The following is a 21,422-nucleotide window of genomic DNA, read 5'->3' as shown; positions in this document are numbered from 1 at the left end:
TGGCTTCGTGGCGGAGGGCGAGTTCCTGAAGCGGATGGCCACGACAGCAGGATCACGGCACGCAGAGCGGTGGCCCGGCGTGGGCAGCGGTACTGCGCGGCCTCACCCGGAGGAGCCGGTGTCCGAAAGTGGGGCACCGGCTCCTCGGCCCTCCGCCGGCGATGGATGTCGTAGCCGGAAGCGTGCGTGGCGACTACGGTTGCCGGTCGGTCAGTCGCACGGCCTGATGCCGGTGATTGTCAGCCACGTAACGCCGCTCCCCTGCAAAGCGTACGCAGCGGGAAGTCGCTGGCTGCCGCCGTTGCTGTGGTATTGCATGGGTTCGGTGCCAACGGTCTGGTCGTTCTCCCAGGAGCCCGCCGAAACCCATGGAATCGGATAGAACCTGCAGTTGTACATATTGATGGAGTCGCCCGTCCAGTGTTCGTACTGGTAGGCGCAGAAGTACAGGTAGGGACACGGTTCGGCAGCTTGACGGAGGCCAGCCTCAGACGAGAGGTTCCGAGGGCGACTCTCGCCCGGAAGCGCGATGTTCACCGTCGCGGTCCCGTTGACGTCGATCTGGTTGAGGGATATCCGCTTCCCTCCCATGATGGCCAGGTAGTAGTCGCTCCGCTTCTCCAGGTACTCGGCTTGACTCGGGGTCAGACCCGCCGCCCGGGCCTGCTGTTCAAAAACCGCCTGGGTCCCGGTCTTGTACTGCACGTACTGCTGGCCGGCGGGCGCGGCCGCATGGGCGGCGCCGCCGACAAGTGGCGCGGTGACGAGTACCGAAGCGATGACGACAAATCTCGACAGGAGTTTCGCATGTTTATACCTCCGTGGTGGGTGCCGGTTTGCCTCAGTTGTCGGACGACGGCCTTCGCCCTCGGATAGCGCGGCGCTTCTCACAACAATGGTAAATACGCCCACTTTCACTTCCCTTTCACATCTCTCCCGGAGAAGATTGGTACTGTCCACGCTGTTGTCGACGCGGATGTCGGCCGGTTACCGGCGCCTACCTCGTGCTCAGGCGGATCAGCCCGCACCACCGGTACCGGTCCGGCTCGTCGTCACGCGTCAGCAGCTCGGCAGCACGAGAGCCCGTCGCGGATCGCGATACAGCCCGTGCAGGAGTGCTCTCTCTCGCCCGTACGACCTCGGGCACCGCGCGGTTCCGTCGTTGGTCGCCGGCATCCGCCGGATCGCGCGCTGGTTACGGCGAAGACTTCTGGCCAGGGGCTCAGGACCGACTGCCGCCTGGCCGCCGTGGGAGCCCGCCATGGGGCTCCGACCCGGGCAGGCCACCGGATCCGTCGGTCAACTGGCGTCTGCTCCACAACGACGGTCGGCCTGGCGGCTTCGGCGTCGGCAGCAACGCCTCCAGCGTTGCCCACTGGGCATCGGCCAGGTCGAACCGCCTCGTCACCGCCAGGGTGTCCACGAGGTCTCCGGCTTTCCAGGTTCTGCTTGGTCGCTGAACCATCTACCGGAGACCTCGCTACATCACGACCTCCGACCCGCAACCATCCTCACGCCAGCTCAAACCCTGGCACCGACGTCGCCGCGCGCCGCTAGTAGCGGCTGGGGTCGCCGCCGTTCGGGGTGTAGACGGGCGGCGAGTGCCCGTGTTGCGGCTGGTGCGGGGGCTGCTGCGGTTCGAACATGTTCACGGCCGGCTCCGGCTGCTCGGCCGGCTCGAACATGTTCGCCGGCGGCTCCGGCTGCTCGGCCGGTCCGAACATGTTCGCCGCCGGCTCCGGCTGCTCGACCGGTCCGAACATGTGCACTGCCGGCTCCGGCTGCTCGACCGACTCGCGCCGCTCCGGCTGCTCGGGCTGCTCGACCGGTTCCGCGGGCAGCTCGGCCGGCCCCCGGTTGGCCTCCTGGCGCACCGCCACCATCTGGTATTCGCCGGTCTCTCCGGTGATCGCGGCGGCCGCCATCACCGCGGCGGCGGCCCGGTCGGCCAGCCGCTTCGCCTCACGCTGCGTCCGGGCCCGCACCTCGGCCGCCTGCCGCTCGGCCTGCTCCGCCGCCCGGCGCGCCTCGTCCAGCCGGTTGAGTTCGGCAGTCAGGTCCTGGCGGACCTCGCCGAGCCGCTGCTGTAGCTGGGCGAACTCCTGCTCCGCGGTGGCACCCTCCTGGCGGGACTGTGCCAGCCGCTGCTGCGCGGTCTCCTGCGCGGCCAGCAACTGGCTGAGCGACTGCTGCCGCGTCTCGACCTCCTCCTGGAGCGCCGCGAGCTGCTGCTGGTGCGCGGTGGCCTGCTCGTCCGCCCGGCGCCGCAGTTCGGAGGCGTACTGCTGGGCCTCCGACCGCAGGTTCGCGTTCTCCTCCTCGACCTGCTTCTGCGCCCGGGTCAGCTCCGCTTCGGTGCTGTTGCGCAGCTCGGTCAGCTCCCGCTCCACGTTGGCCTGCCACTGGCCCAGCTCCTGCTGGGTACGCGCCCGGGCGGCCTCGATCTCCTGCTGGATCTGGTTGCGCGCCGCTTCCAGCATCGACTCGGCCTGGGCCTGGGCCCGCTCGGCCTGTTGGGCGCTCCGCTCGCTGACCCGCTGCGCCTCCTGCTCGGCGCGCTCCCGGCCGGCCTCACCCTCGGCCACCAGCTTCTCGGCTTGCTCGCGGGCGTCGGCGAGGACCCGCTCCGCCTCGTTCTGGTGCTCGGTGGCCCGCTGGGCGGCGGCGTCGACGATCACTCCGGCCTGCTTCTCGGCCAGCGCCATGATCTGGTCGACCATCGGACCCAGGTCGCGGAACGACGCCCGGTCCACCTGCGGCGGCCGGTCTCGCAGCTCGGTCAACTCGGCCTGTACCTGCTGGAGATGGACGGTCAGCCCCTGGATGTGACTGAACGCCTGTTCACGTTCGGAGATCAGTTTCGAGAGCTCGTGGGCGGTCTGCGCCACATACTGCTCCACCTGCCGCTTGTCGTAACCGCGCAGCGTGGTCTCGAAGCTGGGCCGCGAAGTCTTGTCCTCGTGCAGGTCGAACAGCTCCTGGCCTTGGGACATGCGCCATCCTCCATATGGTCGCGAGCCCGGTGCCGGCGTCCGGGGCACACGCCGCAGGGGTAGGGCTCAACCGGCGGATCATACACCTGACGGCGGCCCGGCGGGGTGGCCCGGCCGAGCCGTACCGGCGCTCCGGCCGGGCACCGCCGGACCAGGACGGGGACGGCCGGCGGCCACCGAGGAGCTGTCCCGGTGCCCCGCCGGGGAGTCTCCGACAGCCGGCGGGGCGTACGGTCACAGTCCGGCGGCGTACCCGGCGCGGGCACCACCGACGATCGGCAGCACGACACGACTGTTCTTCAGCGCCAGGTCGATGGTGGCCCGGTTCGGGTCGGCCTGGCTGGAGTACTGCGGGTAGCTGCCGACGATGATCACGCCGATCCGGTGACCCGGCGGGAAGACGTAGTCCTCGGGCAGCAGCGGAAAGTCGAAGTCGTAGAGCTTGCCGGGGACCAACGGGGTCGCCGTGCGGATCGACTTCCGGTTCTGTGCGTCCAGGATGCCCTTGGTGACCAGTTCGAGGTCGGCGGTGGCCACCCGCTTCTGGGTCTGCTTGTAGCACCCGTCGTCGGTCGGGCTGGTCTCACCCCAGCAGTCCTGGGTCTCCAGGGTGATGATGCCCTCCCCGGAGGCCCGGTGCGCCACCCGTTCGGCGGTGCCGTAGTCGACCAGGATCGCCCCGAAGTTGGTGTCGGTCTTGTCGGCGGAGGCCCGCAGCTTCACCACCGGCGTACCGGAGATGTGCAGCGGGGCACGCAGCGGCTCCGACAGGTACGCCAGCCGGCCCGGCTGGACGGTCTCCGGGTTGGTGATCATCGCGTCCTGGCGCTGCGCCGGGTCGTCGGCGAAGGTCTGGGCGCTCGGCTTCCACGCCGGCATCAGCTTGAGGCCGCCCGCACCGCCGGTGCCGGGCTGGAGGAAGACCTCGGTCCCACGGGTCCCCGGGATCGGCCAGTCGGCGTGCGTCTCCCAGACGTCGGCGGAGCGCTCCAGGTCGACCCGGGGCTCGTCCATGATCCCGTTCCGCACCCGGTGCAGCCAGAAGTCGAACCAGCGGTGCAGGGTGTCCACCCAGACCGCCCGGCGCGAGTCGAACGGGTCGACGTGCCCCTCCTGGGAGAGCCACAACTTGCGCGGCACCCGGTGCTCGGCGAGTTCGTACCAGAACTTGCTGAAGTGGTCCGGCCGGACGTTGTCGTCGTTGAGCCCGTGGTAGAGCAGCACACTGGCCTTGATCTTGCCGACGTTCCGGACGTAGCTGCGCTCGGTCCAGAACGCCGAGTAGTCGCCGGTCTCGTCGCCGTCGGCGGCGCCCAGCGCGTCCCGGACCGGCTTGCAGTAGTCCCGGCGGTCCGGGTTGGTCACCGTGTTGGCCAGCGACGACACATAGCTGTTGCCTCGGGTGATCACCCCGTTGCTGCGGGTGTAGTCGTAGTACTCGGCCGGGCCGCTGATCGGCACGATGGTGGTCAGGCCCTTCACCCCGGTCACCGCCGTCGCCATCGCCAGCGAGCCGTCGTACGACTTGCCGACCATGCCGGTACGGCCGTTGTGCCAGTCGGCCCTGACGACCTTCCCGGCCGCGTTCCGCGCGGTGGCCCGGCCGTTCAGCCAGTCGATCGCCTGCTTGGCGCTCAGGTTGTCCGGGGTGCCGTTGGTGGTCGGGCAGCCGGTGGAGTTGTTGGTGCCGACCATGTCCAGCAGGATCACCGCATAGCCGCGCGGGACGAAGTAGTTGTCGTAGAAGAGCGGCCACCGGTCGAGCAGGCCGTCACCGTCCAGGTCGGCCTTGCACTCGGACTCGTTGCCCCGGCAGACGGTCGAGTAGTAAGGGCTGGCGTCCATGATGACCGGCACCTTGAGCCCGTCGGCCGTGGCCCTGGGCCGCATCACGTCGAACGCGATGATGTCGCGCTCGCCGTCGTTGTCGCTGTCGAACGTCGAGTCGACGAAGAGCCGTTCCCGGATCGCGTCGGCGTACCCGAACACCGGCTGGGTCACGCCGTCGCGTACCACGATCGACGGTTCCCGGTGGGCGAACGCCGGCGGCGCGGAGCCCAGCACGGCCACCGCCGCCATCGGAAGCACCGCGAGTCCGACCCGCCAGATCCTACTGATCCGACCCATGAACACTCCTTTTTCGCCGGTCAAGGGCGTGCGTAGGTTACGGGCGAGAGCGCCGATCGAACAACGCACATCTGTCGGAACCTGATCCGTCCAGGTTCGACGGCACACGGAAGCACCAGCGGTTGCGCCGTCGCCGTGCTACCGTCCGCCGGCAGCGGGTCGACGGGACGGCGGTAGCGAGTGCGGCACAGCGGGGCGGAGCCGGCGGTTGGTTTCCGGGTCGTGCCGGGCGCCGCCGACAGCGACGTGGTCCTGCACGTCCCGCACGCCGGTCGGCTGGTCCCGCCGGACGTACGCGCCGGGCTGCTGCTCGACGACGCCGCCCTGGCGGCCGAGCTGGCCCGGATGACCGACGCGCACACCGACCTGATCGCGGCCCGGGCCGCCACCTCCGCCCGGCGTACTCCGTGGACGTTCGTGAACCTGCTCTCCCGGCTGGTCGTCGACCCGGAGCGCTTCCCGGACGAGCGGGAGTCGATGCGGGCGGTCGGAATGGCCGCCGTCTACACCAGGACCAGCGACGGCTCCCCGCTGCGCGCCGAGGACCCGGTCGCCGAGGCGCAACTGCTCGACCGCTGGTACCGGCCCTACGCCCGGGCCATCACCGACCTGGTGGACGCCCGGTTGGCCGTACGCGGCCGGGTGACCGTGCTGGACGTGCACTCCTATCCGAGCCGGCGGCTGCCGTACGAGATCGGCGGCGCCGAACGCCCGGCGGTCTGCCTCGGTACCGATCCGGCGCACACCCCGGACTGGTTGCTGGCGGCCGGCCGGGCAGCCTTCGCCGGCTGCGGCGGCACCGGAGTGGACACCCCGTTCGCGGGCTGCTACGTGCCGCTGCGGCACTACGGCCGGGACCGGCGGGTGACCGCGCTGATGGTGGAGATCCGGCGGGACGGCTACCTGGTGGAACCCGGCGGAGCGCCGACCGGCGGCCTGGCCACCGTGGCCGGGGCACTGGCCGCGCTGGTCGACGCGGTGGACGCGGTCGACGCGGTGGACGCCAACCCCGGTCGCCGCACCGGCTGACCCGGCCCGGCCGGCCCCGAGGCCGGCGTCCCCGAACAGGACGTTGGCCGAGCCGGCATGTCCCGGGCGGCTCCCGGCCAGCCGGTTCGCGCTGCGCGGGCCGGGTTTGACGTCCGGTGACCCGGGCGCTACATGGTGACCATCGGCGGCGCGGAGACCCAGTCGCTGATCCCGGCCCTGGTGCGGCTGCACCGGCAGGGCCGGCTACCGGTGGACCGGCTCGTCACCGGGTACGACTTCGGGCAGATCCAGCGCGCCGCCGACGACGTCCACGCCGGCCGTACGATCAAGCCGGTGCTCCGGTTCACCGACTGACCGACCGAGTCCGGCCGACGGTGCTCGGCCGGCCAGCCGTGCCCGGCAGGCAGCCCGCGGAAGGGATCGCCGTCCGACCCGCACCTCCATCCAGTACGGCCGGTGCGGGTCGGATCGTGCTGGCCTCACCGGGTCGTGACCGCTCCGTCCGCCACGATCGGTTCCCGCTCCGCCGCCGGCGGTGCCGGCGGGGTCGCTTTCGGCCGGATCACGAGCGCCGCGACGACGGCGGCGGCGATGCCACCGACCACTCCGACGATCGCGGTGCTGGACATCGCCTCGACGAAGGCGTCCCGGGCCAGTCGAGCCAGCGTGTCGTCGCCGGTGGCGGTGGCGATCCGCAGGGCGTCGCCGATGGATTCCCGGGCCGGCCCGGTGACTTCCGCCGGCACCGCGGCCCGGTAGGCGGCGGTCAGTACGCTGCCCAGCACCGCGACGCTGAGCGCCGCGCCGATCTGCTGCACGGTGTCGTTGACCGCCGAGCCGACGCCGGCCCGTTCCGGGGGCAGTGCGGCGAGCAGGGTGCCGACCGCCGCCGGTCCGGTGACGCCGCTGCCCGCCCCGATCAGCACCAGCGCGACGGCCAGCGTCGGATAGCCGTCGGTCGGTCCGATCGAGGCGAGTACGCCGAAGCCGACGGCCATCAGCGACAGCCCTGCGGCGACCGCGACCCGGGCACCGAACCGCTTGTCGACCAGTACCCCGAGGCCGTTGCAGGCCATCACGGTGACCAGCATCGGCACGAACGCCAGGCCGGCCCGCATCGGTCCGTACCCGAGGACGAACTGGAGGTACTGGGTCAGGGCGAGCAGTACGCCGCCGGCGGAGAGCGAGAGCAGCACGATGGAGAGGCTGGCCCCGCCGAAGTTGCGGTCCCGGAACAGCGCCATCGGCAGCATCGGCTCGGCCACCCGCCGCTCCCACAGCGCGAACGCGGTGAGCAGCACGGCCGCGCCGACCAGCCCGGCAACGGTCGGCGGGGACGACCAGCCGTCCTTGGCCGACGAGATGACCCCCCAGACCAGCGCCGTCATGCCGACCGTGGAGAGCAGCGCACCGAGCACGTCCGGCCGGCTGGCCGGACCGCGTGACTCGGGGATGATCACGAGCGCGGCGACGATGCCGAGGATGGCGATCGGGACGTTGAGCAGGAACACCGATCCCCACCAGAAGTGCTGCAACAGCAGGCCGCCGACGGTCGGGCCGCCCAGGGCGCCGAGCACCAGCACGGAACTCCAGATCGCGATGGCCTTCTTCCGCTCGGACTCGTCGAAAACGGTGGTGAGGATCGAGAGCGTGCTGGGCATCAGGAAGGCGGCGCCCACCCCCATCAGGGCCCGGGCCGCGACGAGTTGACCGGGGGTCTGGCAGAGCGTGGCCAGCACGGACGCGCCGCCGAACACGACCAGGCCGATCACCAGGCCACGTCGCCGGCCGTGCCGGTCGGAGAGGCTGCCGGCGGTCAGCAGCAGCCCGGCGAAGACCAGGATGTACGAGTCGAGGATCCACTGGATGTCCGAGGCGCTGGCCCCGAGGTCGCGGATCAGCGACGGGACGGCGATGTTGAGCACCATGTTGTCGATGACGGCCACCAGCAGGCTCAGACAGAGCACGCCGAGGATCCACCAGCGACGCGGGTGGGGTGTGGGCATGGGACCTCCGCTCGTACAGCGTGCGAGAATTCTCGAACACCGTACCAGCAATCTCGAACACCGTACGACGGTCGGTAGACTGGCCGGGTCGAAAGGACCGTGGATGCCGCCGAAATCGGACCCGTTCACCAACTCGGTGTGGCTGCGCCCGCCCCGGACCCGGGGCGAACAGCCCTCGCTGAGCCGTGAACAGATCGTCCGGGCGGCGATCGAACTGCTGGACGCCGAGGGCCTGGCCGGGCTGAGCATGCGCCGGCTCGGCACCCGGCTGGGTTCGGGCGCCACCTCGGTGTACTGGTACGTGACGAACAAGGACGAACTGCTCGAACTCGCGGTCGACGAGGTGATGGGCGAGGTCTACGTCCCGGAGGTCGGCGACACGAGCTGGCGGATCGGCGCCTCGGTGCTGACCGCCGGCACCCGGGAGATGCTGCTCCGCCACCCGTGGGTGATCGGCCTGCTCGGCGTACGCCCGAACTACGGCCCCAACGCGATGCGCATCGGCGACCGCACCGTGGCACTGCTCTCCGCGGCCGGCTTCTCCGGGCTGGAGCTCTCCCACGCGAGTGCGCTGCTGACCTCCTACGCGATCGGCTCGGCGACGACCATCTCGGCGATGGTCACCAGCATGCGGCAGTCCGGAATGTCGATGACCGAGATCGCGGCGAAGCTGGAACCCCAGCTGGGGCGGATAGCCAGCGAGCATCCGCACTACGACAAGTGGCGGCAGGAGGTCGGGGGGGCGGCGTACGTCCCGGAGCGGATCTGGGACGAGAGTTTCACCTTCGGGCTGGATCGGCTGCTCGACGGGCTGGAGATGTGGCTGGACCGGCCGGACCGGTGACGACTCCCGGCTGACCGCCAGGGCGTGACCGCTCCCGGCTGACGGCCGAGGACTGCCGGCCCCGCCGTCGCGGTGGCGCGCCGCTCCCGGCGACATGCTTCGGAGCCGGCAACTCGGGAATAACCCCCCGATGCTGGGCCTTCTCCCCGCCACGCCCTGGCCGCCCGGGCCGAGCGTCGGCGTCTTCGCCGTCGCCGGCCTGCTCACGATCCTCGGCAGCATCCGGCTCGTCGCCCTGGGCGACGCCCTGGCGGACCGGACCGGCTGGGGCGAGGCCGTCTTCGGGGTGGTCTTCTTCGGCGTCGCGACCGGGCTCTCCGGGATCGTGATGACCGCGGTCACCGCGGCGGGCGGCCATCCGCAGCTCGGCTACAGCAACGCGGTCGGCGGGATCGCCGCCCAGACCACCGCCGTCGCGGTCGCGGACGCCTTCTACCGCCGGGTCAACCTCGAACACGCCGCCGCCTCCTCGTCGAACCTGCTCTTCGGCTGCCTGCTGATCGCCCTGCTCGCCCTTGCCCTGCTGGGCAGTTACAGCCCGAACGTCACCGTCGGCGGGATCCACCCGGTCTCCGTCGCGATCGTCGCCTGCTACCTCGGCGGGCTCCGGCTGATCCGGACCGCCGGCACCAGACCGATGTGGCAGGCCGTCGGCACCAAGGAGACGCAACCCGACGTACCACAGGACCACGGTGCCCTCGACAAGCACGGCATGGGCACGCTGTGGGGGCGGTTCGTGCTGGTCGGCGTACTAGTCGCGGCGAGCGGCTGGGCGGTGTCGCTGGCCGCCGAGAGCGTCGTCGAGACCACCGGCCTCACTGCCGGGTTCACCGGCGGGGTACTGCTCGGCATCGTGAACGGGCTGCCGGAGACGGTCACCGCGATCGCCGCCGTACGCCGGGGGGCGGTCACCCTCGCCGTGGCCGCCGTGCTCGGCGGGAACATCCTCGACGTGATCACCCTGGTGGTCGGCGACGTCGCGTACCGGCAGGGCTCCATCTATCACGCCGCCGGCAGCGACGACCTGTTCATCACGACCAGCGGGCTGTTCATGACCGCGATCCTGCTCGCCGGGCTGCTCGTCCGGCAGACCTGCGGCTGGGGGCGACTCGGCTTCGAGGGCGTACTGCTACTGGTCACGTACCTCGGGATGACCATCCTCCTGGCCGTCTGAGCTGTATCCCAACGGTGGCCGAAGCAGCGGACGGTCGCCCGGAGGGTGCGTGGGACAGATCGACGATCTACGGTGGAGTGGTCGCGTTCACTACGGAAATCCTGGGGAAGCCAAGTGACGAAGGAAGCGCCGCCAGCACATCGCGGATGGCCGGACGGGCTCGACAGCGGCGTGCCGCACTCGGCCCGGATCTGGAACTACTGGATGGGCGGCAAGGACCACTTCGCCGCCGACCGAGAGGCCGGAGACGCCTACCGACGGCAGTTTCCCGGCATCGTTCCACTGGCCAAGCAGTCCCGGCGCTTTCTGATCCGGGCCGTGCACCACCTGGCGGCCGAGGCGGGGATCCGCAACTTCCTCGACATCGGTACCGGCCTGCCGACCCTGGACAACACCCACCAGGTGGCCCAGCGGGCCGCCCCGGAGTCCCGGATCGTCTACGTCGACAACGACCCGCTCGTGCTCGCCCACGCCCGCGCCCTGCTCAGCAACACCACCCCGGAGGGGGTGACCGGCTACGTCGACGCGGACTTCCACGATCCCGACCAGATCATCTCCGACGCCCGGAACATCCTGAACTTCACCCAGCCGATCGCGGTCATGTTCATGGGCGTGCTCGGGCACGTCGCCGACCACGAGGAGGCACGGTCCATTGTGGCCCGGGTGATGGCCTCCGTGCCCAGCGGCAGCTACCTGGTGCTCTGGGACAGCACCAACACCTCTGAGGGATTCGACGAGGCACAGCAGGGCTACGACGACACCGGCGCCGTCCCGTACGTCCTGCGCAGCCCGGAGCAGATCGAACGCTGCTTCGACGGCCTGACCCTGCTGGAGCCGGGCATCGTCTCCATCTCGCGGTGGCGCCCGGAGAGCCCCGACGCGGAACCGGTCGACGGGTACGGCGGCATCGGCCACAAACCCTGACGCCCGGGCCCCACCAGCCCCGTTCGGTGCCCGGTCCGGGCCCGGTCAGGAAGCGGGCCGTGGCCCGAAGGCGGTCAGGAAGCGGTCCCGGAAGGAGTCCATCCGCCAGACCGGCGCCCGCCGGCCCGGCTTCAGGCCGTCCTGCCAGTCCCACCGGGAGATCCGGTCCAGCACCGCCGGGTCGTGCGCCACGATGGTGATCGGCACGTCCCGGCTGGCACCGGCGCCGGTCACCACCGGGGCGGGCTGGTGGTCCCCGAGGAAGACGACCACGGTGTCGTCGTCGCCGTACTTCTCGATGTAGGAGATCAGGCTGTTCAGCGAGTACTCGACGGACTGCCGGTAGTCGGCACGCACCTTCGCCGAGTTGCCCCAGCGCGAGCGCTTCGGCTCACCCTCCTTCGCCATCGGCGCGAAGACGGATCCGTCACCGAGGTCGTCCCAGTCGACGAACCGGGGAGTGGGGGTCCAGGGCGCGTGGCTCGACACGAGGGTTATCCCCGCCATCAGCGGGGCCGCGTCCGGCGTACCGTGTTCGTACCGTTCAAAGGCGGCCAGGGCGTACTGGTCGGGCATGGTGGCCCAGCTGAACTTCGGGCCGTGGTAGCCGAGCTGGCTCGAATCGTAGATCTTCTCGTAGTCGTACAGCTCTCCCTCTGGCCAGGCCCGGGTGACGCCCGGCATGATGCCGACGGTCCGCCAGTTCGCCCGCCGGAAGGCGCCGGTGAGGGTCAGCCGGTCGGTCGTGACGAGGTTGCGGTACCGCTGCTGGTTGTCGATCCAGAGACCGGACAGGAACGTGGAGTGGGCCAGCCAACTGCCGCTGCTCGTCGTCGGTGAGGTGAGGAAGGCGCTGCGCGCGGCAAAGCCGGCGGCGGCCAGCCGCTGCGTACCGGCGTCGAGTACCGCACCGACCTGCGGTGCGAACTCCGGGTCCTCGACCGCGTCCCGCCCGTAGCTCTCGACGAAGACGAGCATGACGTCCTTGCCGCGCAGGCCGGTGAGCAACTGGTCACCGGGGACGTCGCGGAAGGCGTCCACGGCGACCTGCCGGCTGAACTCCTGCTGGCTGCGCAGGCCGTCGCGGATCTGCTGCGCCCGTCCGTACGCCAGGCCGGCCGTGTTCCGGGCCGCCACCGGTACGCCGGGAACGATCTGTACGCCGAGCACCGCACAGGCGAGCCAGGCCGCGCCGAGCACCACGACGGTACGCGTCGCGGCGACGCTGTGCCGGGTCACCAGGTCGGTCAGGCGGAGCACCGCCAGGGTGGTCAGCACGACCACCGCGACGGCGAGCAGCGCCGCCACGACCGCCGCACCGATCGCGGCGCCCCGGCCGAAGGAGTCGGTGAGGAACGAGATCGCGTCGTCCAGCAGGATCCAGTCGAGGAGCGGGTCGAACTGCCGGGCGAGTACGGCGTGGAAGCCCATGTCCACGATCTTGAGCAGGCCCAACAGGCCGAGACCGACGCCACCGAGTACGGCCGCCGCCCGTCGGGCCCCCGTCCGCAACGCGAGGACGAGGACGACGCCGAGGAGTGCCTCCACCGGAATCCGTGCGAGCGTGCCGAGGGTGAACTGGTCCGGCTTGTTGCCCGCGGTCAGGGCAAGCAGCACGAGCAGGGCCGCCAGTACCGTCGTCAGCCGCGTCACGATCCGCCGAGCGGGTGAGCGGTGCCGCTGTCCCGCCGCCTCGCCGCCTATACCGTCGCCGCCCGTACCGTCGCCGCCCGTACCGTCACCGCCCGTACCGTCGCCGCCCGTACCGTCACCGCCCGTACCGTCGCCGCCCGTGTCGTCACCGCCCGTACCGTCGCCGGCACCTCCGGAACCGGCACTCTCCCCGTCCCCGGCCGCGTCGTCCTCGGCGCGTCCGTCCGGCAACGGGTCGTCCGTGGTGGGCGTCCGTTCCTGGTCCGGCACCTGGCGGAAGCGTGTGAAGAGTGACAACCCGAGGATCCTCTCCTGGCGGTCGTACTGGCGAGGCGGGCCAGGCTCGCAACGGCCTCGCCGCCCGTGAGCTAGAACGGGATTTCCGGGCCTACGGTTCAACGAGCCTTCGCCGACCTCCCCGCGTTGCGTAATCACGCAACGAATCAACTTGGTGATCTTGCTGGCCCGAGACATCGGTGCCGTCCTGTGTTTGTATCGCGACGTACCGATTCCCAGGGGGAGGGAGTTGTTCATGACGGGCAGGGGCACGGGGGCGCTGGCCGTTGGGCGGGCGGTGCCGCTACTGGTCCGTTGGGGAGTCTCCGCCGATGCCGATCTGGTCTACCGCTGCCTGGTCACCTTCGGTTCTCGGAGCACCGGCAGCATCGCCGCCAGTCTCGGTCTCGCGGTGCGCCGGGTCCGCGCCGCACTGGACGAGTTGGCGGAGGCCAACCTGGTCGAGCCGGTCGCCGCGCCGGCCGGCCACGGCGCCGAGGCGGTGACCTGGCGGGCGGCTGAGGTGGACGCGGCGGTGACCACATTGCGACGGCGCGCCCTCCGGCGGGCCGCCCCGGCGAACGAGGTCGCGGCCGGCCTGTTACGGCCGGGCATGGTCCGCCCGTTTCCGGCCCGGCGGCTGCCGGACCGCGACGCGACCCGCCGGCGTATCGCCGAACTGGTGGCGGTGGAGCGGGTCGAGCACCTGGCGATGAACCCGGAGGAGGTCTTCAGCGCCGACGCGCTGGCGATCGCCGCCCCGATGGACATCGCGCTGCTCCGGCGCCGGATCCGGCTGCGCTCGCTGGGTCGGGCGCCGGCCGACGGCGACCGGTCGTCGCGGCACGCCAGCGAGTTCGCCCGGTTGGGTGGGGAGTACCGCGAGGCGCCTCGGCTGCCACACAAGCTGATGATCTTCGACCGCCGTGTCGCGCTGGTCGCCGTCGACCCGAAGGGGTTGCACCGGGGCGCGTGGGAGGTCGTCGAACCCGCGGCGGTCGAGTCGTTCGTCTCGCTGTTCGTCCGCTACTGGACGGACGCGACGGATCCACGTCGGAACGGAGTACCCGAGGTCGTGCTCACACCACGAGAGAAGGCGGTCGTCGCGCTGCTCGCCGAGGGGCATACCGACACCAGCGCCGCGAAGGAACTCGGCATGTCCACCCGCTCGGTCACCTACGCGCTGCGGTCGCTGATGGACCGGCTCGGCGTGGAGAACCGCTTCCAACTCGGTCTCGCCCTCGGCGCGATGCAGGCGGCGAGCCCACCGAGGAACACACCGCCTGTCGAGGGAGACCACCAATGAACCTGTTGCAACCTCCCTTTGCGGTCCGTCGTCGCCCCAGGTGGAAGTCGGGGCGGACCCGCGCTGTCCAGGCTGAGAAAGGTTCGATGAGAAGACGCCTGGTCGCGGCGCTGGCCGCCGCTGTGCTGGCCTCGCTCACCGCCGGCCCGGCGATGGCCGCCGAGCCGGTCTGGGAGCGGATCGACTGCACCTCCGGCACCATCGAGGTGGCGACGGTGGACGAGGCCAAGGAGGGTGACTTCCTCACCCTCGCGGGGCAGCTCGACTGCGTCGCGGAGAAGGCGGGCGCCGCCTTCGGGTACGCCATCTACGAGCCCGGCTTCTCGCTCGGCATCGTGTACGGGTCGCACCTGCGGCCGTACGCGCCGGCCGGGGTCAGCCCGTTCTCGGACCGGAAGAAGGTGCCGACCGGGCAGGTGGACTTCGCGATCTGCGTGGTCACCGACTACCTGGTCCGGGTCGAATGCGTCCGGGTGGTGTGGGACCTGCTGGACCACGAACTCGACGTGCGGTCGCTGGACACCAGCGACCCGCTGGTCGACCGGATGGTCCGACTCGTCTCGCCGGACTGGGGACCCCGTCCGGTCTGCGGGACCTGCTGGTAGCGGTCTGGCGCCCCGGGCGCGGGCGGGACGTGTCGGCGCGTCCCGCCGCCGTCCGGGGCGCTGCGGCAGCCGGGTGCCGGCGGCCGTGACAGAACCATGACATGAACCGCACGGTTTCCGGACCCCGGCCCGCCATCCTTGGCTGGTGCATCCGGTATCGCCGTACCCGTCCACGACACCGCTCCCATCCCCGGGGCGGCCCGACCGCCGGCCGGTGCCCGCCGAGCGGGAGCCGGCCCGCCGGCTGCGCCGCGCCGCGCTCGGGTACCTGCTCGCGTTCGTGCTGACCGCCGTCGGATTCGTCGGCACCGGCGCGGGCCAGTCCCTCGACGGCAGGCTGCTGCCCCGAGCCGAGCGGGGCGGCGGGTACGCGCAGCCGACCGGGCTGGTCGAGCCGGCCGGCAGCGTACTGGCCTGGTTCGGCGATCCGGCCGTGCTGGGTCTGCTGCTGGTTGCCGTACTGCTGCTCGGTGTGCTGCGGCGACGGCCCTGGGCGGGGATGGCCGGCGTCGGCCTGGTCGGTGCCGCGGTGGTCGCCGCGAGCGTCGCCAAGCAGGTGATCCTGCGGCCGGATCTCGGAGTGGCCACCTCGACGACGCACAACAGTTTTCCCAGCGGCCACGTCGCGGCGGCGATGGCGCTGCTGCTCGCCGTCCTGCTCGTGCTCCCCGCACCGGTCCGCCCGTGGTGCGCCGTCCCGGGTGCGGTGGGGGTCTGCACGGTCGCCGCAGCCACGATGATCGCTGGGTGGCACCGGTTCAGCGACGTCCTCGGCGGTGTACTGCTGGCGGCGGCGCTGTTCTGTCTGGCCGCCGCCGCGCTGGTCCGGCCCGGCGTGGGTACCCGGGCCGCCCCGGCCGCTGCCGGGTTCGGGCCGCTCGGGCTGCTCGGCGGGGTGCCACTGCTGGGTCTGCTGGCCTTCGCGCCGTCGCTCGCCCCGTACGCCGCGTCCGGCGGCGTCGGCGGGCTCTTCGTCGCGATCGCGGCCGGAAGCGGGTTGGTCGTCCTGGTCGTCGCCACCGTCCTGATCCTGGTGCGTTCGGTGGATTTCGTCGGCCCCGCCCGAGCCGCCGGCCGGTCCGGATCGGCGGGGCTCGGAACGGCTGGTTGCCCGGCCGCGACACGATCCCGGACCGCCGGCGGGACGGGACCGGTACGGCGCCGGGACGTTGGCCGGGTTCGGAAACCGGACGGCGCGGCAGCGGAGGTGTGATTCCCTGCCACGCATCATGATCGATGGGGCAACTTCGGCGGGAATGCGATAGTTGGTGACATGTCTCGGGTGCTGTTGATCGAGGACCACCAGACGGTGCGCGACGGCCTCCAGCTCGCCCTGACCCGTCAGGGTCACACCGTGGACGCCGTGGCAACCGGCGAGCAGGGGCTGGCCCGGCTGGGTACGGACACCGCCGACGTGGTCGTCCTCGACCTCATGCTGCCCGGGATGGACGGCTTCGAGGTGTGCCGCCGCATCCGGTCGGCCGGGGACCTGCCGATCATCATGCTCACCGCCCGGAACGACGACATCGACGTGGTGGCCGGACTGGAGGCCGGCGCCGACGACTACGTGGTCAAGCCGGTGCAGGCCCGGGTCCTGGAGGCCCGGATCCGCGCGGTGCTGCGGCGGACCGGTGGCGAGTCCCGGCGGTCCGGTCCGGAGCCGGCGGTGCAGCGGTACGGCGCGCTGACCATCGACCGGTCGGCGCTGGTGGTCAGCAAGGCCGGAGTGCCGATCGGCCTCGCCCCGACCGAACTGCGCCTGCTGCTCGAACTCTCCGGCACGCCGGGCCGGGTGCTGAGCCGGCAGCAACTGCTGGAGGCGGTCTGGGAGCACGGCTATCTCGGCGACTCGCGGCTGGTCGACGCCTGCGTGCAGCGGTTGCGGGCGAAGATCGAGGACGATTCGGCCGCCCCGGTCTACGTGCAGACCGTCCGCGGCTTCGGCTACCGGTTCGGCCCGCTGTGAGCCGCGCCCGGCGGGGGCGCCGTCAACCGTGCCGCCAGCAGGCTCCCCGGCGCGGCCGGGATCCATGGCACAACCGGGGTTCGGGGGGCAACCGGGGTTCATGGCGCGGCCGGGATTCCCGGCGCGGTCGGGGTTCGTGATGCGACCGGCATCGGTGGTCCGGCTTCGGTGGTCGGCGGGCCTGCGGGTCCGACTCCTGCTCGCCTTCGCCTCCCTCGGCCTGACCACCACGGCGGTGGTGGCCGGGGCCAGCTACGTCCAGGCCCGGGACGTCATCCTGCAAACCGCCCAGGACGCGGCCGTCGTCACGTTGACGGAGCAGATCCCCCAGCTCACCCCGATCCGAAGCCTGCCACCGAGCCAGGCCGAGCTCGACGTGATCGCCGCGGAGCTCTCCGACCGCGACGACACCGCGATCGCCACGTACCAGGGGCACAGCTCCAGGCCCGACCAGGTCTCCGCCGTACTCTCGCCGGAGCTGCGCACGGCGGTACGTGCCGGCCGGGTCGTCTGGCAGCGGCAGGCCGCACAGGGCTTCCCGTACCTGGTGATCGGGACCCAACTGATGGTCAGCCAGCCGGACGGTGCGCCGCGACCGTCCGGTTTGGAGATCTACCGCCTGCACAGCCTCCAGGCCGAGCAGCGCAGCATCGACCGGCTCGCGATGTCGACCTGGCTGACGGGTGGGCTGTCGCTGGCCCTCGCCGTGCTGCTGGCGCTGCTCGCCGCCCGAGGTGTGCTGCGGCCGGTCCGGGACCTCGGCCAGGCGGCCCGCCGGCTCGGTGCGGGAGATCTGAGCACCCGGCTGACCGTACGCGGCTCCGACGAGCTCGCTCGCGTCGCGCGTACTTTCAACCACACCGCCGAGCGGCTGGAACGGCAGGTCGGCGAGTTGCGCCGGATGGAGGCGGACGCCCGGCGCTTCGTGGCCGACGTCTCGCACGAACTGCGTACGCCGCTGGCCGCGATGACGGCGGTCACCGACGTACTGGACGAGGAGGCGCCCCGGCTGCCCGGCGACGCCGGACGGGCCGCCCGGCTGGTCAGCCAGGAGACGCAGAGCCTGACCCGGCTGGTCGACGACCTGATCGAGGTGAGCAGGTTCGACAGCGGAACTGCGGCACTCGCCCTTGACGAGATCGACGTGGCGGCGGCGGTACGGGCGACGCTGCGCGCCCGTGGCTGGACCGAGCGGGTGGTGACCGACCTGCCGCCGGGCGTACTGGCCCGGCTCGACCCTCGCCGGCTGGACGTGATCCTGGCGAACCTGGTCGGCAACGCGCTCCGGCACGGCGCCCCGCCGGTATCGGTACGGCTCCGCGCCGAGCCGGACTGGATCGTCCTGTCGGTCGGCGACCGTGGCCCGGGCCTGGACCCGCTGGTGCTGCCGCGCGTCTTCGACCGCTTCTACAAGGCGGACAGCGCCCGGACCCGCTCCGAGGGCAGCGGTCTCGGTCTCGCCATCGCCTGGGAGAACGCCCGGCTGCACCGGGCCGGCGCGGACCGGGGCAGTCTGGTGGCCGGAAACGATCCGGCCGGCGGCGCGGTGTTCACGCTCCGGCTGCCGCGCCGCTGCGTCGACCCGGCGCCGCCCGCCGAGGGCCGGCCCGGGCCCGAAGGGGGACGTCGGTGACCGGGATCTGGCGGACGCGAGGCGGGGGTCGAGGGTGGTGCCGGGTAGCGGTCGCCGCCCTCGCGCTGCTGACGGCGCTCGCCGCCGGCTGCGGGGTACGGCCGAGCGCGGTCATCACCGGGGGCGCCGCCCCGCCGGGACCGGCCCAGGGGGTCGGCCTCTTCTTCGTGGCGGAGCACCGCGTCACGCTGGTGCTGCGTCCGTCCACACCGCCGGGTTCGGTCGACGGCGCGCTGGCCCTGCTGCTGGCCGGCCCGGACCCGACGGAGCGGGAGCAGGGCTACACCACCGAGATCCCGTCGGGTGCCGCGCCGGCCACGGTGACGGCGTCCGACCCGTCCGGTACGACGGTGCGGCTCGGCACCGACGTGACGGCGCTGTCGGCGACCGCGGTCGACCAGATCGTCTGCACCGTCCGGTACGCCCTGCCGGACGGCGAGCCGACGGACCGCACCCTCGTCACCCTGACCGGTCCGGACGGGAGCCGGAGGCCGCGCGGCTGCGACCCGCCGGATTGCCCGACCGCGCCCGGCGGGGCGGACCAGGACTCCCCCGGTTCCGTCTGGTGCCCGCCGCCCGGCCTCGGCCGTGCCGTACCCCGGGCCACCACGTCCGGCCACTGATTCCCGGCCCGGCGCATCACCGCACGGTCGCGGCGCTCCGGGCGCCGTCGATCAGGATGTCGAGCAGGCTCGGAAAGGTGATCCCGGCCCGGGCCCAGATCCGCGGGTACTACGACGCGACCAGATCGGGCCAGTCCATCCGGTTGGCGCCGTTGCGGGACAGCCCCGTGTCGGCCTTGAGCTGGACCGTGGCCGGCCGGCCCGACCGGAGCCGTGGTCCGACCCGCCGCCGCCGCGGCGTTCCGCCACCGGGGCCAGGGGCACCGCCGACGGCCGACGTGGCGTGGCACCGGCAGGTCGAACAGCCAGCCGGCCCCCAGGGCCAGCAGTCCTCGGTGCAGCACCAGGGTCAGGGCGAGCAGGGCCGCGGTGAGCAGGAGGGGATAGCCCAGCGCCACCGCGAGCTGTCCGGACCGTCCCAGCCCGGAGAGCGGGCCGAGCAGCGCCCGGTCGGCGAGTGCCAGCAGTGGCAGGTGCAGGACGTACACCGGCAGGGTCCGCCGGCCGAGGGCGGCGAGCGGGTCGCCGACGCGGCGCCACCGGGCCAGCCTCGCGGCGGCGGTGAGGCCGAAGGCCACCGCCGCGGCCGAGACCAGCAGCCACACCCCCGGCCAGCTCTGCGCGCCGGCCCAGGCCATGCCGGCCAGCCCGGCCAGGTAGCCGGCGGCGGTGAGCAGCAGGCGGCGCCGGGTCGCGGTCGCGATCCAACCTGACAGGTACGTCCGCAGGTGCAGGCCGCCGAGGAAGAACACCAGGTTCTGGTAGACACCGCCCCGGTTGCCCGGGGTGGCGAGCAGTCCCGCCGTGCTGGCGGCGGAGAGGCCGGCCGCGGCGGCGAGCAACACCGGCGCGGGGATCCGGCGGGCCAGCTTGGCGATCGCGAAATAGAGCGCGAGGGCGTAGAGATACCAGAGGTTGGACGGGGTGATGGTGAGTTCGGCCAGCAGGCCGGGGACCGAGCTGGCCCGATCGGTCGGGAAGTCCGGCGCGGCGGCGAGCAGCGCGGTGTGGATCAGCAGCCACCCGGCGTACAGGTAGAGGAACCTGGCTGTCCGGGCCCGGGTGACCTGGCGCCACGGCCGGTCCACGGCGTTCGCCGCGAAGAGCCCGGAGATGGCGAAGAACAGCGGCATCCGCAACGGCAGCAACTGCTCGCCCAGCGTCCCCCACACCCCGGGCAGCGGTACGCCGAGATGCCACTCGATCCGCAGGTAGTGCTTGACGATGACGTGCCAGAGCACCACGAGGACGATGCAGGCGCCCTTGGCGACGTCGGCCCAGCGCTCCCGGGACGCCGACGGGACGGCGCCCGGCCGGGCTGGCGGAAGGGGCTCGGAACTCACCCGAGCGAAGGTGCCACCGCCATGTCCGGAGGCGGTCCGCGCATTGTCACGACCAGGTAATAGGTGCCGTCACGTTCTCCGGGCGGTCAGGGCTTGCGGCCGACGCCGACCAGATTGTCCAGCGGACGCGGCGGGCCGGCGGGGCTGGGGTCGGGCCGCCAGCGGGTGACGTCCACCAGGCCCGGCTCGACCAACTCCAGCCCGTCGAAGTAGCTGGCGATCTCCTCCGGGGTACGCATCGCGTACGGCGGGTTGGCCGACTGGTTCCAGATCTTCATCACGTCGTTGAGTTCCGGATTGGTGTCGGCGCCGTCCACGGCCACCAGATAGCTGCCGCTGGGCAGGGCGTCCATGAGCCGGCGTACGACCGCCCGTGCCTCCTCGACGGTGGGCAGGTGGGCCAGGATCCCGGAGAGGATGAGCGCGACCGGCTGGGTGAGGTCGAGGGTACGACCCGCCTCGCGCAGGATCGTCTCGGTGTCGCGGATGTCGGCGTCGATGTAGTCCGTGGCGCCCTCCGGCCCGCTGGTCAGCAGGGTCCGGGCGTGCACGAGTACGAGCGGGTCGTAGTCGACGTAGACGATGCGGGACCGCGGGGCCACCGCCTGGGCCACTTCGTGCGTGTTGTTGGCGGTGGGCAGCCCGGTGCCGACGTCCAGGAACTGCCGGACCCCGGCCTCGCCGGCGAGGTGGCGCACCACCCGGTTCAGTACGGCGCGGTCGGCACGGGCGATCTCGACGATGATCGGAAACGCCTCGGCGATCTCGTCGCCGAGAGCCCGGTCGACGGCGTAGTTGTCCTTGCCGCCGAGCCAGTAGTTCCACACCCGAGCCGTCTGTGGAACGTTGGCGTCAAGCTTCGGCCTGGACGCCTGTTCCTCGCCGGACTGGGAAATCTCCTCGGTCACGAACACGACCCTCCGGTCGGCCGATCGATCTGGCGGGGGCCCGGGAGAGCT

18 protein-coding genes are annotated in these 21,422 nt (G+C 71.9%); 11 read left to right on the top strand and 7 right to left on the bottom strand.

Translation table 11 applies throughout. The features are described from left to right. Positions 1–210: 210 nt before the first annotated feature. From ACSMXO_RS13510 to ACSMXO_RS13500, 3 genes are all read right to left on the bottom strand, one after another. Complete coding sequence (locus ACSMXO_RS13510) at positions 211–912, bottom strand: hypothetical protein (protein WP_455417992.1); 702 nt, start codon at positions 910–912, stop codon at positions 211–213. A 641-nt stretch (positions 913–1,553) separates the two neighbouring features. Further along, on the bottom strand, positions 1,554–2,993 hold the full coding sequence (locus ACSMXO_RS13505; RefSeq protein WP_455417991.1) for a hypothetical protein: 1,440 nt from the start codon (positions 2,991–2,993) through the stop codon (positions 1,554–1,556). 234 nt (positions 2,994–3,227) lie between these two features. Further along, positions 3,228–5,120, bottom strand: coding sequence for a CocE/NonD family hydrolase (locus ACSMXO_RS13500; RefSeq protein ID WP_455417990.1), 1,893 nt, complete (start codon positions 5,118–5,120; stop codon positions 3,228–3,230). A gap of 180 nt (positions 5,121–5,300) precedes the next feature. On the opposite strand from ACSMXO_RS13500, the gene ACSMXO_RS13495 reads away from it, so the two are divergent. Both ACSMXO_RS13495 and ACSMXO_RS13490 read left to right on the top strand, forming a co-directional pair. After that, the gene (locus ACSMXO_RS13495) at positions 5,301–6,149 is read left to right on the top strand and encodes an N-formylglutamate amidohydrolase (RefSeq protein WP_455417989.1); all 849 of its coding nucleotides are present in this window, start codon (positions 5,301–5,303) and stop codon (positions 6,147–6,149) included. Positions 6,150–6,281: 132 nt separating this feature from the next. After that, entirely contained in the window at positions 6,282–6,464 is a 183-nt protein-coding gene (locus ACSMXO_RS13490; protein WP_346257738.1) for a hypothetical protein, read from the top strand. 125 nt (positions 6,465–6,589) lie between these two features. On the opposite strand, the gene ACSMXO_RS13485 is transcribed toward ACSMXO_RS13490, so the two are convergent. Continuing rightward, positions 6,590–8,116, bottom strand: coding sequence for an MFS transporter (locus tag ACSMXO_RS13485; protein WP_455417988.1), 1,527 nt, complete (start codon positions 8,114–8,116; stop codon positions 6,590–6,592). Positions 8,117–8,219: 103 nt separating this feature from the next. Between ACSMXO_RS13485 and ACSMXO_RS13480 the strand changes: the two genes are divergently transcribed. The 3 genes from ACSMXO_RS13480 to ACSMXO_RS13470 all read left to right on the top strand — a co-directional run bounded on the left by ACSMXO_RS13480 (position 8,220) and on the right by ACSMXO_RS13470 (position 11,058). After that, on the top strand, positions 8,220–8,960 hold the full coding sequence (locus tag ACSMXO_RS13480; protein ID WP_346257740.1) for a TetR/AcrR family transcriptional regulator: 741 nt from the start codon (positions 8,220–8,222) through the stop codon (positions 8,958–8,960). 130 nt (positions 8,961–9,090) lie between these two features. Beyond that, positions 9,091–10,134, top strand: coding sequence for a sodium:calcium antiporter (locus ACSMXO_RS13475; protein ID WP_455417987.1), 1,044 nt, complete (start codon positions 9,091–9,093; stop codon positions 10,132–10,134). A 114-nt stretch (positions 10,135–10,248) separates the two neighbouring features. Continuing rightward, entirely contained in the window at positions 10,249–11,058 is an 810-nt protein-coding gene (locus tag ACSMXO_RS13470) for an SAM-dependent methyltransferase (RefSeq protein ID WP_455417986.1), read from the top strand. Between the two features lie 45 nt (positions 11,059–11,103). Here the strand turns inward: ACSMXO_RS13470 and ACSMXO_RS13465 are convergent, their stop codons facing one another. Continuing rightward, positions 11,104–12,711 carry a sulfatase gene (locus tag ACSMXO_RS13465; protein ID WP_455417985.1) on the bottom strand — a complete coding sequence of 536 codons (1,608 nt, stop codon included), beginning with the start codon at positions 12,709–12,711 and terminating at the stop codon, positions 11,104–11,106. A 21-nt stretch (positions 12,712–12,732) separates the two neighbouring features. Here ACSMXO_RS13465 and ACSMXO_RS13460 point away from each other — a divergent pair, with 21 nt between their 5' ends. The 6 genes from ACSMXO_RS13460 to ACSMXO_RS13435 all read left to right on the top strand — a co-directional run bounded on the left by ACSMXO_RS13460 (position 12,733) and on the right by ACSMXO_RS13435 (position 18,497). Then, positions 12,733–13,005 (top strand): hypothetical protein, encoded by a 273-nt coding sequence (locus tag ACSMXO_RS13460; protein WP_455417984.1) that lies wholly within the window; start codon positions 12,733–12,735, stop codon positions 13,003–13,005. A 238-nt stretch (positions 13,006–13,243) separates the two neighbouring features. Next, positions 13,244–14,293: a helix-turn-helix transcriptional regulator gene (locus ACSMXO_RS13455; protein ID WP_455417983.1), complete on the top strand. Its 1,050-nt coding sequence runs from the start codon at positions 13,244–13,246 to the stop codon at positions 14,291–14,293. 86 nt (positions 14,294–14,379) lie between these two features. Next, on the top strand, positions 14,380–14,898 hold the full coding sequence (locus ACSMXO_RS13450) for a hypothetical protein (RefSeq protein WP_455417982.1): 519 nt from the start codon (positions 14,380–14,382) through the stop codon (positions 14,896–14,898). Between the two features lie 214 nt (positions 14,899–15,112). Continuing rightward, complete coding sequence (locus ACSMXO_RS13445; RefSeq protein ID WP_455417981.1) at positions 15,113–16,111, top strand: phosphatase PAP2 family protein; 999 nt, start codon at positions 15,113–15,115, stop codon at positions 16,109–16,111. Between the two features lie 60 nt (positions 16,112–16,171). Further along, positions 16,172–16,864 carry a response regulator gene (locus ACSMXO_RS13440; protein ID WP_455417980.1) on the top strand — a complete coding sequence of 231 codons (693 nt, stop codon included), beginning with the start codon at positions 16,172–16,174 and terminating at the stop codon, positions 16,862–16,864. A 139-nt stretch (positions 16,865–17,003) separates the two neighbouring features. Next, positions 17,004–18,497 (top strand): ATP-binding protein, encoded by a 1,494-nt coding sequence (locus tag ACSMXO_RS13435; RefSeq protein ID WP_455417979.1) that lies wholly within the window; start codon positions 17,004–17,006, stop codon positions 18,495–18,497. A 280-nt stretch (positions 18,498–18,777) separates the two neighbouring features. Here the strand turns inward: ACSMXO_RS13435 and ACSMXO_RS13430 are convergent, their stop codons facing one another. After that, a complete protein-coding gene (locus ACSMXO_RS13430) occupies positions 18,778–20,463 on the bottom strand; it encodes an acyltransferase family protein (RefSeq protein WP_455417978.1) in 1,686 nt (561 codons plus the stop codon). Between the two features lie 86 nt (positions 20,464–20,549). Continuing rightward, entirely contained in the window at positions 20,550–21,371 is an 822-nt protein-coding gene (locus ACSMXO_RS13425; protein ID WP_455417977.1) for an SAM-dependent methyltransferase, read from the bottom strand. Positions 21,372–21,422: the final 51 nt, after the last annotated feature.

It is taken from the genome of Plantactinospora sp. DSM 117369 (genome assembly GCF_053764795.1).
Note: the sequence above shows the minus strand (reverse complement) of the source record. Positions and strands in the feature narration are given on the sequence as shown.